Below are 12,061 nucleotides of genomic sequence, written 5' to 3' on the forward strand. Positions count from 1 at the left end.
GATAAGGCCCGTGCAGGAAACGCCGGTTTTACATGAAAAAAGGGGCCCGTCAGGGCCCCATCGAGGTAACTGGAATCCGCGCTTACTGGGTTTCGATCTTGCGCGGCGCCATGAAGTACATCCAGATCAGCGCCAGGAAGTACATGGCCGGGATCATGGTGAACAGCACGGCATAGTTGTTGTTTGTCGCCATCAGCACGCTGCCGACGATCTGCGTCATGAACATCCCGCCAATCGCCGCACACATGCTGGCGAAGCCGAACACCGTGCTGATCAGGTGCTTGGGTGTGTAGTCCATCACCAGGCTCCAGATGTTTGCGGTCCAGGCCTGGTGCGCGCCGACCGCCAGGGCGATGGCCAGCACTGCGATCCACAGGCCGCTGGCATGGGCGGCGAAGGTCACGCTGAGCATGGTGCAGGCAAAGATCAGCATCGACACCAGGCGCGCGGTGGTGGCGCGCACGCCGCGGCCGATCAGCCACGAGGACAGGATGCCGCCGCCAATGCTGCCGAAGTCGGCGGTCAGCCAGATCAGCATCAGCGGGATGCCCATCTGGGTCACGCTGATGCCTAAGTTGTACTGCTGGTTGAGAAACGGCGGCAGCCAGTACAGGTAGAACCAGAACACCGGCGCGGTGATCGCGTAGGCCACGGCGAAGGCCCAGGTGCCGCGCATGCCGAGGATGCGGCTGAAGGGCAGGCGCGCCACCTCCGGCTCGACGTCCTGCTGGATGTAGTCGAGCTCACTCTGGCGCACGCTTGGGTGCTCTTCCGGGTTGAAGTACTTCAGGCCCCAGAACACCAGCCAGACCAGGCCCAGGCAGCCCATGGCGATGAACGCGGCCTGCCAGCCCCAGACGGTCAGAATCAGGGGCAGCAGGGCCGGGGTGACCATGGCGCCAACGTTGGTGCCGGCGTTGAACAGGCCGGTGGCGATGGCGCGCTCTCCCGCGGGGAACCACAGGCGCACGGTCTTCACGCAGGCCGGGTAGTTGGCCGCTTCGGTCAGGCCGAGGATGAAGCGGCAGACCATGAAGCCGGCTGCCGAGGTGGCCAGGCCGTGGGCGCCGGTGGCCAGGCTCCACAGCAGTACGGCGGCGAAGAAGGCGCGCTTGACGCCGACCTTGTCGATCAGCCGGCCCTGCAGCACGAAGCCGACGGCATAGCCGACCTGGAACCAGAAGTTGATGTTGGCGTAGTCCATCGCCGTCCAGCTCATGGCCTTGGCCAGTTCCGGCTGCATGATGCCGAGCGCGGCGCGGTCGATGTAGTTCAAGGTGGTGGCGAAGAACACCAGGGCGAGCATGCCCCAGCGGGTCTTGCCGACGGCGAAGGCGCCACGGATCTTGTCGCCGATGCCGGCAGAAGGCAGCCGTGGGCTGGCGGTTGTGAGCTTGGAGTGGTTCATATCCTGGTCGTTTCTTGAAATTGTAATGAACGGCTTTTTCTCGAACGTGACCTGGCCCCAGGCAGGGGGTACACGCAAGGCCGGTGCATGGTGAGCAGTGAAGCGGCGACCGTCAATTCGCTGGAGGGGGCTAGTGTTCGATAACCGAACAGTAGCGAACCCCGCTCACAGACTGGCCAGCGCCTTGCCCGCCAGATAGCCGAAGGTCATGCCCGGCCCCAGGGTGATACCACCACTAGGATAATGCCCAGCCATCACGCTGTGCATGTCGTTGCCGACCGCGAACAGGCCGGGTATCGGCTGCTGCGCGTGATCGAGCACCCGGGCCGAGGCATCCGTGCCCAGGCCGGCGAAGGTGCCGAGGCTGCCGGGCAGCAGCTTCACCGCATGAAAAGGCCCCTGCAGCAAGGGGCGCAACGCGGGATTCGGCCCCTGCAACGGTTCGCCCTGGGCCTTGTTGTAGGCCGAGGCACCGCGCTGGAAGGCCGGGTCTTCACCGCGTGCGGCATGCCGATTGAAGTCGGCCACGGTGCGTTGCAGTTGCGCGGCATCGATCCCGCAGCGCTGCGCCAGTTCGGCCAGGGACTGGCCGCTGACCAGATAGCCGCGGCGCTGATAGAAGCCGGTCGGGAACGGGAACGGCTTGGCCCAGCCGATACCGTAGCGCCGTTGCGCGGCGTGGTCGCAGATCAGCCAGGCCTCGTGGGGTTCGCCCTGTGGCGTGGCGGCGAACAGCGCATTCATGAAGTCGTGGTAGCAGTCGGCTTCGTTGACGAAGCGCCGGCCGTTGCGGCGCACGGCGATGAAGCCGGGCTTGGCGCGGTCGACCAGGTGCGGAAAGTGGCCAATGCTGCCGTCACGGCGCGGCACCTGCGAGACCGGTGCCCAGGCGCCGGCATGGGCGAGCGAGGGGCCAAGCCGGGCGCCGACCTGTTCACCCAGGCGCAGGCCGTCACCACTGTTCTGCGGCGGCGCGGCCGAGTGATGCTGATCGCCATCGGGCGCATGGGGCATCAGTTGGGCAATGCGCTGGCGATCGTGGGCGAAGCCGCCACACGCCAGCACCACGCCACGGCGTGCGTGGATCACCTGGCCGCCGGCGAACTGGGCGCCGTCGATGCGCCCATCGCCGAGCAAGCGAGTGGCCGGTTTGTCGGTGAGCACGGTCACGCCAAGGTCCAGGGCGCTGCGCAACAGGCGGGCGACCAGGGCATTGCCGTTGACCAGCTGCAGACCGCGCCGATGCAGCAGCAGGTCGCGGCCATGGCGCAGCAGGCGCTTGCCAACATGCAGGGCGGCCTTCGGCGAGCGGCGGGCGTTGAAGAAGGCGGCCATGTCGGCGCCACCGGCGATGCCCATGCCCGCCAGGCTGACGATGTCCAGCGGCGGGCGCAGCTTGTGCAGCCATGGGCCAAGCAACCGGCCGTCGAACGGCAGCGCGCACAGCGAGCGCCCGCCACGTGCGCTGCCGTCGCCATCACGCATGTCGGGCATCTTGCTGCCGGACTGGAACTGCACGGCGGTGTGTTGCTGGAAGAACGCCACCATCTCCGGGCCATGGCGCAGGAAGGCACGCTGGCGAGGGTCGAGTTCGGCGACGTGGGTCTGGGCGCGCAGGTAGCGTTCCGCAGCGTCGTCGCGTTCGACGATGCCTTCGGCGATAGCCAACGGGTTGCGTGGAATCCACAGCCAGCCCCCCGACCAGGCACTGGTGCCGCCAAGCTGGCTGGCCTTTTCCGCGACGATCACCTGCAGGCCGTGATGCGCGGCGGTAACGGCGGCCGCCAGGCCAGAGGCACCGGAGCCGATGACAAGTACGTCACACGCAAGGGGTTGCATGTATCAATCCTTTTTGGCGCGCCCCCTGTAGGAGCGGCCTTGTGTCACGAAAGGGGTGCGCAGCAGCCCCAGGATTTCAGCTTCGCAGCAAAAACTGCCGGGGCCGCGTTGCGGCCCTTTCGCGACACAAGGCCGCTCCTACAAGGCCCGCGGATTCAAGAGAAAAGTGTTCTATTGCAGCGGCGAAAACGCCGTGGGTCGCAGCAGTCGCGAGTGCAGCTGCAGCACTGCGCCCAGCTCCCGATTGCGCCGCGAAAATTCCGCCCAGCGCGGGTCGGCCGCCATCGCCGCACGGCGCGCCATGCGCTCGTCGAGGCTGGCGTAGGCCCACATATGCACCACCTGGTTGACCTCGCCGAATTCGCTGGTGAAGAAGCCCACCAGGTTGCCCAGGTGCTCGCTTTGCACCTCCAGTGCATGGCTCTGGTACAGGGCCAGCCAGTCGGCCATTTTCAGCGGGTCGAGGGTGTAGGTTCTCAGTTCGTAGTACATGCGGGTTGCTCCTGGTGGGTGGCTGGCGCCTGCAGACGCTCTGCGATATGGCTGGCAGCGATCCAGCCGAAGGTGAGGGCGGGGCCGAGGGTGATACCCGGGCCGGGGTAGGTGCCGTTCATCATTGAGTTCATGTCGTTGCCCACCGCATACAGCCCGGCAATGGGCGCGCCGCTGCGGTTCAGCACGTTGGCATTGGCATCGGTCACCAGGCCGCGCGCCGAACCAAGGTCGCCGGTATGGAGGCGGATGGCGTAGTACGGCGCCTTGGTCAGTGGCGCCAGGCATGGGTTGGGCTGGTGCTGAGGGTCGCCCATGTAGCGGTTGTAGCTGTTGCCGCCTTTGCCGAATTCACGGTCGATGCCGCTGCGGGCGTCGGCATTGAAGTGCTCCAGCGTCTGCTGCAGGGCCTGGGGATCGACACCGATGGCCTCGGCCAGCGCCGGCACGCTGGCGGCGCGGTGCAGATAGCCGGCTGCGATCAGCGCCGCGTTGTCCACCGGCTTCGGCCGCGCCAGGCCCAGGCCATAGCGGTTCATTGCCTCGGCGTCGCAGATCAGCCAGCAATGGCCGATGCCGTTGGCGAACATGGCCTGCACGAAGTGGTGGTACGAGTTGGACTCGTTGACGAAGCGCCGTCCGGCCGGGTCGACCGCGATTACCCCGGGTTTGGCCCGGTCGGTGACCAGGTGTGGAAAGCGCTCGCGCTCGCCATCGGCATGGCGCAGTTCGGACACCGGCGCCCAGAAGAAATTGGCCGCCAGGCCGTCACCCTCGGCTGCCGCCACCGCCTCGCCAAGGCGCAGGGCGGCGCCGTCATTGGTGGGCGGCGACATGCTCAGGTGTGGCGCTGCGGCAACCGGGCGGTAGCCGGCGGCCAGCTGCCCGGCAGCAAAACCGCCCATGGCACAGACCACGCCGCCGCGAGCCTGCACCCGAATCCGTCGACCTTCGCGCTGCACGATCACGCCGGTGACCACGCCGCACTCAACGATCAGCTCTTGTGCTTCACTGCGCAGCCACAGTTCTGTGCCATGGGCGAAGGCGCTGCTGGCCAGGCGCGCGATCAGCGCGTTGCCGGTGGTCAGGCGGGTGCCCCGCGGATGCTGCAGACGGTCCCGCGCATACCGTGCCATCAGTTTCAGGCAATGCCACAGCGAGGCGGGCGAGCGGCGCAGGTTGAGGAAGTGCTGGATGTCCACGCGGTTGACCATCATGCCGCCGAACAGCAGCATGCCGGGCGGTGGCATCTTCAGGTCCTTGAAGCGCGAGCCGAGGTGGCGACCGTCGTACTCGACCATCTCCAGGGCGCGGCCGAACTCGGTGGCACCGGGTTCGTCGGGGTAGTAGTCGGGCGAGTGCGGGCGCAGGCCGTAGCGCAGTTCGGTATTGTGCTCCAGCCAGCGCAGGGCCTGGTGACCCTGCTCGATGAAGGCATCCACCAGCGCCGGGTTGTAGCCTGCACCGATGATCGTCTTCAGGTAGGTGCGCATGGCTTCGGGGGAGTCCTTGGCACCGGCAGCCTGGGCCTGATCGCTGCCGTAGATCCACGCCGCGCCGCCGGAAATCGCCGAGGTGCCGCCAAAGCGTTCGGCCTTTTCCACCACCAGCACCTTCAGCCCGCGGCGGGCCGCCGTGGCGGCGGTGGCGAACCCCCCGGCACCGCTGCCGAGGACCACCAGGTCGAACACTGCTTGTTCACTAGCGCTCATGGCGTCAGATCTCCAGCGGTGTCACGCCCATGAAGGCGCCGAGGTGGCCCAGTTGGGCGAAGGCCATCTGCGCACCGGTCTGGATCGGGCAGCCGCGTTCCCGCGCCTTGTGCAGCAGTGGGGTGATTTCCGGCGAGGTGACCACGTCGGCTACCAGCGTGGCGGCTTTCAGGGTCTCCAGCAGCACCGCTGGCAAAGGCAGTTCGCCGCTGTTGCCCATGCCGACGGGGGAGGCATTGACGAGCAGGTCGAAGTCTTCCAGCGAGCGGTACTGTGTGTCGATCTCCAGGTCCGGGAAGGCCGTGCCGAGCACTTCACCGAGCGCACCGACGCGTTCGGCGCTGGGGTCGCTGAGGGTGATGCTGGCGATGCCCGCTTCGCCCAGTGCATAGGCGATCGCACTGCCGACTCCACCGCAGCCCACCACCAGCGCACGCTTGCCGCTGGCCACGAAGCCTTGCAGGCGGGCGGCGCCGAGGAAGCCCGCGCCATCGACGTTGTCGCCCAGCAGGCGGCCGTCGTGCTCGCGGCGGATCACGTTGACCGAGCCCAGTGCCTTGGCGCGCTCGCTGAGCCCATCCAGTCGTGCGGCCAGGGCCTGCTTGTACGGCACGGTGACCACACAGCCGCGCAGGTTGCGCCAACCGCGCAGGTTGTCGACAAAGGCGCCCAGCGCCGTTTCCTGCAGGTCGATGGGAAGCATCGCCAGGTCGCGGGCGTTGTTGGCGAACCAGGTGTTGAAGTTTTCCGGTGACTTCACCTGGGCGATGGGCGAACCGACGATGGCGACCAGTTCTGTCGAACCTCGGATCATGCTGACCTCCGTTATGACTGTTGTTGTGGAGGCCAGCTTGGCGCGGGGAGGTGTCATCAACAATGCGCTTATCGGACGTTTATTGCGATAATCGCAATCATCATGCGTTAATCGCGTTGAATGCCACTTTTCAAGAGCCGAGTTCATGTCCCAGCCCGAGATCCACCCCCGCGACCTGATCGCCGGCCTGCAGAAAGGCCTGGCGCTGATGCAACTGTTCAGTGCTGAGCAACCACGCCTGAGCGTGCCCCAGGCGGCCAGGCTGTCCGGCCTGACCCCCAGTGCTGCGCGGCGTTTTCTGCTGACCCTGGTGCACGAAGGCTTTGCCGAGACCGACAACCGCCATTACTGGCTGACGCCCAAGGCCCTGCGCATCGGCCAGGCCTATGTCGATTCGGCGCAGTTGCCGCGGATGTTGCGGCCGATCGTCGAGCAGGTGGCGCGGCAGACCCAGGAGCATGTGTCGGTGGGCAGCCGCGATGGCGACGAGATCATTCACCTGGTGCGCAGTCGCTACAGCCACATTGCTTCGTTGTCGATCCGCCCCGGGTCGCGGGTGCCGATGTATTGCACGGCAAGCGGCAGGGTCTGGTTGGCGTGGCTGGAGGAGGGGCCACGCGAGGAGTACTTCGCGCGCAATCCGCTGCAGGCACTGACGCCATACACCCAGACCGACAGGGCGCTGTTAATGGCAGAGTTGCAGCGGGTAAGGGCGCAGGGCTACAGCATCGTCGATCAGGAATACGAAATCGGCATGCGCGTGCTGGGTGTGCCGTTGCTCGACCGAAGGGGCCAGCTGAAGGCGACCTTGACCATCACCACCCATGCTTCGCGGTTGAGCATCGATGAGATGCGCCTGCGCTACCTGGCGACGCTGTATGAGGCGCAGGCGCTGCTCAAACCGGTGCTGGATTGAAGTATCAGACCCAAACCTGATTCGCTTGCAGCGGGCATCCGTTGCTGGGCATGATCCAGCCTCCAGACACAGGAAAAGGAACGCCCACATGCCTGCCTATCTTGCTGCACAGAACGAATTGCTCGTAGGGGACGGCCTGGTGGTCGAGGCGCCGGCCGGGGAAGGGCCCTACGCCGTGGTGTTCGAGGACGATGAGGAAACCGGCTATTTCTACGCCCTGGACACTTCAGGCGGCGGCAACCCGATCCAGAATGCGCTGCACATCTACGACGTGGAGAGCGTGGCGGACCGGGACAAGCCCTCGATGGTCAAGATTGCCTGGTCCGAGGACCACCGCAAGGCGCTACTGCTGATCAACGACTACCCGCACGCGGTCTTCGACTTTGAAGCCAAACAGGGCCAATGCCGTACCGGGTTCCCGTTGCCGATGGACAACGGCTGGTCGCACGCGGGCCATGAGTGGGATGACAGCGCCCTGCGGCATTTTGCCTGACAGCCCTTGAGGCTCGGCACGCGTCTGCAACGCTGCCTGGAATGGAGGCCAGGACCGCGGCGATCGACGAGGTCATGTCAAGCAATCAAAGACTGCCAAAAGGCCGCAAAGTTTCGCGGAAAAAACAATAACTTAGAGAATTTTTCCAACCCGTGTTATTCGTCGGATTTCCGTTGTAACGCCCCGTGCAGAGCCTCAGGATCGCCTCGGCATTCCCTTGAGGCTTTCATCCATGAAGTACTCCTCGATTCTGTTGTTGTCACTTGGCCTGCTGAGCGGCGTTGCATCGGCAGGCGGCAATACCGAAGCAGGCATAGGCGGCGCATTGGGCGGGGTATTGGGCTCGGTGGTCGGCCAGTCGATCGGCGGCAGCACCGGCTCGGCAATCGGCGCAGGTCTAGGTGGCGCGGCCGGTGGTGCGGTGGGCGCCAACAAGCACAGCCGTGGCGAAGCGGCCATTGGCGGCGCACTGGGCGCCGCCGGCGGCAACGTGGTGGGGCGCCAGATGGGCGGCACCACCGGCAGCCTGATCGGTGCGGCAGCCGGTGGTGGCGTGGGCGGTGCCCTGGGCAACCACATGGGCCGCGAGTATGACGATGAAAGTGGTCATCGCTCCCGTGGGCGCGACTATGACGATGATGACGACGATCGGGGTTGGCGTCGTCACCACCACGACCGTGGCCATCACTATGGGTGGCGCAAACACCACGACGACGACTGATCGGCGCCGAGGCTGGCGTCCCAGGGGCCGCAATGCGGCCCCGTGTTGCCCAGCACTCATTTGACGGTGATGGGAGCACTCACGCTTTGCCCCAGTGCCGATTTCACGGTGATCGTCGCAGGGGTGGCCGGGCCACTGCCGGTGGTGGTCACCGACAACCGCCAGCGCGCTCCGCTGGTTGCCGCCGTGAGCGTCGCCGCGCCCAGGTCCAGTGGGCCACTGGTGGTGGCTGCCGTGACGCTGATGCTGTTGCCGGTGGCCACCGAGGTGGTGCCGGAGATGTCCCAGGTGTAACGATTGTTGCTGCGCATCTGCACCACGGCGCTGCTCACCTGGATCTGGTCGGCCACCACAGCCGGGCTTACCGCGACGCTGACCGTCGCCGGTGCCAGCGACTCGGTGCCTTTGGCGTCACGCGCGGTGTAGGCAAAGCTGGCGGTGAACGGCGTATCGACCGTGGCCGGCGGGCTGTAGGTGATGGTCGTGCCGTTGGTGCTGGTCGTCCCCTGGCCCGAGTCCGGCTGGTTCAGGCCCGTTACCGTCAACGGCAGGTTGCCCTCGGGGTCGGTGTCGTTGGCCAGCACGTTGATCACGATCGGCTTGCCGGCCGTGGTCGCGGCGCTGTCGTTGTTGGCCACCGGTGGCTTGTTGGCCGGGTCCGTCCCGCTGTCCTTGCTGGCGCTGCGGAAGGTTGGCAGGCCCACCGAAGCCATGTATTCCACACCATCCCAGCCGGGCAGCGGCGTCGGCATGACCTGGAATTGCCCCGGATGCTCCAGGTCCCAGCGCAGCAGCATCGATGAGTCTTCATGCTGGGTATTGTGGCAGTGCTCCATGTAGGTCCCGGCGAATTCGCGGAAGCGAATGGCCACATCCAGCTCTATCGAAGAGTCGGCTTCCGGGCCGATGCGATAGACGTCCTTGCGCGCCCATTTTTCCCATTCCGGTGGCGCCTTGCCGTCGCGGCTGAGGACCACGCCTTCTTCGAAGTGCACATGCACCGGGTGGCTCCAGCCGTTGCCGCCATTCTTGATCTTCCACACCTCCAGGGTACCGTCGCCACTGAAGCCGCCCGGGGTTGCCTCGCTGGCCATCTGCGGTGCGGCGGTGACGCGCCGCGGGTCCATGCTGTAGCCGAAGCCACCGTCGGTCTTGATGGTCCAGGGTGCGCTGTCGGTGCCGTCGGAGCGGCCGAAGAGGAACTCGCGGTGCCGCGCAGCCTTGAGCTTGGCCTGGTCGGCCAGGGCATTGCGGTCGATGGTCAGCGGGATCATCTTCAGGCCTTCGGCCTTGCCCGGCTTGGCCGGTTCATAGGCGCCCGGGTCCATGCTGAGGTCGGTGCCGCTGTAGGGTTGCACCAGTAACTGCATGAATTTGCCGACCACCGGGTCGCCCTTGTCCCACTCAGGCCCTTTGCTGGTCTGCTTGATCACTGCCTTGTACTTCTCGGACAGCACGTCGGCCAGCTCGATGGCCTGTTTCGGGCCTTTGCCGGTGTCATGCTCCATCAGGTTGACGAAGTACAGCTTGTCGCCGGCCTTGATGCCGTTCCTGGCGAAGTTGATGATGATGTCATAGCGCTCTGCAATGGCTTGCACTGGCAGGATCGCGTTGTTGTCGTCGGTCTTGCCGTCGCCGTTGAGGTCCAGGGTGCCGTCGAACGGCACGGCGTGTTCCATGATGTTGCCGTCGTTGCCGATCATGTGGAACGGCACCCGGGCGTACGACACGTTGGAGCCGGAAGGGCCCTTGAATTCGCCACCGTTGCCGGCGATTTCACGTACCACGGCAAACTTGAAGTAGCGCGATACCGAGCCGTTGAGGATACGGAAGCGGTAGCTGCGGGCGCGGACCTTGAGCTTGGGCTGGTACTGCCAGTTGACCAGCACCTGGTCGCCGAGGAAACCGTCGGTGTTGAACGGGTTGAACCACAGCTGGCCGTTCTGATCCCAGGCCTTGTCGGCGATCACCAGGTTGACGTCGTAGTCGCGGTTGCCCCACGGCATGGCCGAGCCGCTGGGGAAGCGCAGGTTGACGCCGTCCTGCAGCGCTTCGTTGCCGCGGTCGATGGCGCTGTAGTAGTTCATCATCACGGCGTTGCCCTTGTAGACGTTCTGCGCCGTGAAATCCAGCATGTGGTCGTGGAACCAATGGGTGCTCATGGTTTCGCGCCAGTCGCCACGCACTTTGATGCTGCCGTTTTCGCAGGTCTTCAGCCCCGGATTGGCGTCGTTGACGAACAGGGTTTCACCCGGCGAGCAGGGGAACGCGGCGCGCGGGTCTTCGGCACGGGTGTTGATGGTGTCGTAGCCGGCCAGCTGCACCGGCCAGCGGTAATCGTAATACTGGCCGGGGAAGAAATAGGCGTTGGCGTAACCATCGCTTTCGGCCGGGTTATGGCCGTTGTGTTCATGGGTGGAAATGGTGTGCAGGCCAAAGCCTGCGTTGGCTGCCGGGTCGATCGGCAGCGCGTTGTAGTGGCGCATCAGCACCGGCTGGCCATAGCGAACCATCAGCAGCTTCGGCGGGAAGGTACCGTCGAAGGTCCACAGCGATTTGTGGTTCTGCAGCGGGAAGTTCGGGTGGAAGCGGGTGTCGATGCCCTTGGTGGTGCCGAGGGTGGTCGGGATGTCCGAGGTCTGGTAGTACAGCCCGCCCGGGGCGAACTCGCCGACGGCATAGTTGTGCAGCTGCTTGCGGTCACGCAGCCCCTGGTTGATGCGTGCGCCTGCCTGTGCAGTCTTGAACGCCGCCTGGGGATAGAACTCGTTCCAGCGCTGGTGCGACCAGCCTTTTCCTGGCGGCCGGCCTTCCGCCGGCGAGCCGACCGAGTTGCGGTTGAGGAACAGTTCGATCTGCGCCTTCCACGGGTTGCGGTCAAGGGTGTTGGCGTACTGGGTCGGGAACGGGTACAGGCCCGGCTGCTTGAGGAAGGCTTCCAGGGCATTGCCGTTGGGGCTGCTGCGGGCGACCACGTCTGGGTCTTGCGCAGGGGCTGCACCCAGTGTCGGGACCGGGAAGGTCAGGGCAGGCGGCGGCAGGTTGGGGTCGAGTTTTTCCGGGCCGAACTCCTCGAACAGCAGCAATTGCTGGGTGAACGGCTGCGCGCCGAACAACGGGCTCGGCTTGCCGTTGGTAGGGTAATTGCGAGAAGTCTGCAGCGCGGGCGGCAGCACGTTGTCGACGCGGTTGGTCGAGCGATCGCCATACACCCCATCTTTGAGTTCGAGGGAACCTTCGTTGGCCTCGGGCAGGTTGAACAGGTTGAGCAGCGCCGGGGCGGGGTCAGCTGGTTGGTCATCGTAATGCGACGGGTCTGTCGGCGTTGGCTGGCTGACGTCATCCAGCGACGATGCCTCGGCTGACAGGCTGAGCATCAGCGCGGTGAGGGCTGACAATCTGAATGCGTGGGAACGCGGGTGGATCACGACAGGTATTGGCATAGTGTGGTGCCTCGCTCGAAGCTAGGTGGCCGTGGGCCACTGATAGCGCTTTGCCTGGTTCAACAGGCCGGAGCAACGGCTATGCCAACAATTTTTTCACAAGTGCTTTGCCAGCTAAGTCCTTGTGTCGCTTGATGTACGCAAAACAAATGGGCGCCAATACCCCATGCCAATGCCCGGTAACGGGGGCAAGTTTCCCCATGATCGGTGTGCTGAATTGAGG

At 65.3% G+C, this 12,061-nt stretch carries 9 protein-coding genes; 3 read left to right on the top strand and 6 right to left on the bottom strand.

The features are described from left to right. Positions 1–82: 82 nt before the first annotated feature. The 5 genes from ACIPZ8_RS24220 to ACIPZ8_RS24240 all read right to left on the bottom strand — a co-directional run bounded on the left by ACIPZ8_RS24220 (position 83) and on the right by ACIPZ8_RS24240 (position 6,265). The gene (locus ACIPZ8_RS24220) at positions 83–1,408 is read right to left on the bottom strand and encodes an MFS transporter (protein WP_400728588.1); all 1,326 of its coding nucleotides are present in this window, start codon (positions 1,406–1,408) and stop codon (positions 83–85) included. A gap of 165 nt (positions 1,409–1,573) precedes the next feature. Beyond that, entirely contained in the window at positions 1,574–3,247 is a 1,674-nt protein-coding gene (locus tag ACIPZ8_RS24225; protein WP_400728591.1) for an FAD-dependent oxidoreductase, read from the bottom strand. A gap of 171 nt (positions 3,248–3,418) precedes the next feature. Continuing rightward, the gene (locus ACIPZ8_RS24230; protein ID WP_400728594.1) at positions 3,419–3,739 is read right to left on the bottom strand and encodes an NIPSNAP family protein; all 321 of its coding nucleotides are present in this window, start codon (positions 3,737–3,739) and stop codon (positions 3,419–3,421) included. After that, positions 3,724–5,451, bottom strand: coding sequence for an FAD-dependent oxidoreductase (locus tag ACIPZ8_RS24235; protein WP_400728597.1), 1,728 nt, complete (start codon positions 5,449–5,451; stop codon positions 3,724–3,726). Before ACIPZ8_RS24235 ends, ACIPZ8_RS24230 begins: the two co-directional genes overlap by 16 nt. Before the next feature lie 4 nt (positions 5,452–5,455). Beyond that, a complete protein-coding gene (locus ACIPZ8_RS24240) occupies positions 5,456–6,265 on the bottom strand; it encodes a shikimate dehydrogenase family protein (protein ID WP_400728599.1) in 810 nt (269 codons plus the stop codon). Positions 6,266–6,410: 145 nt separating this feature from the next. Here ACIPZ8_RS24240 and ACIPZ8_RS24245 point away from each other — a divergent pair, with 145 nt between their 5' ends. The 3 genes from ACIPZ8_RS24245 (at position 6,411) to ACIPZ8_RS24255 (ending at position 8,395) form a co-directional block, all read left to right on the top strand. Further along, positions 6,411–7,181, top strand: coding sequence for an IclR family transcriptional regulator C-terminal domain-containing protein (locus ACIPZ8_RS24245; RefSeq protein WP_400728601.1), 771 nt, complete (start codon positions 6,411–6,413; stop codon positions 7,179–7,181). A gap of 88 nt (positions 7,182–7,269) precedes the next feature. Next, complete coding sequence (locus ACIPZ8_RS24250) at positions 7,270–7,674, top strand: DUF2251 domain-containing protein (RefSeq protein ID WP_400728604.1); 405 nt, start codon at positions 7,270–7,272, stop codon at positions 7,672–7,674. Positions 7,675–7,906: 232 nt separating this feature from the next. Then, positions 7,907–8,395 carry a glycine zipper domain-containing protein gene (locus ACIPZ8_RS24255; RefSeq protein ID WP_400728606.1) on the top strand — a complete coding sequence of 163 codons (489 nt, stop codon included), beginning with the start codon at positions 7,907–7,909 and terminating at the stop codon, positions 8,393–8,395. 56 nt (positions 8,396–8,451) lie between these two features. On the opposite strand, the gene ACIPZ8_RS24260 is transcribed toward ACIPZ8_RS24255, so the two are convergent. Further along, a complete protein-coding gene (locus tag ACIPZ8_RS24260; protein WP_400728608.1) occupies positions 8,452–11,838 on the bottom strand; it encodes an Ig-like domain-containing protein in 3,387 nt (1,128 codons plus the stop codon). Positions 11,839–12,061: the final 223 nt, after the last annotated feature.

It is taken from the genome of Pseudomonas sp. NPDC089422 (assembly GCF_044749405.1).
Taxonomy (GTDB): domain Bacteria; phylum Pseudomonadota; class Gammaproteobacteria; order Pseudomonadales; family Pseudomonadaceae; genus Aquipseudomonas.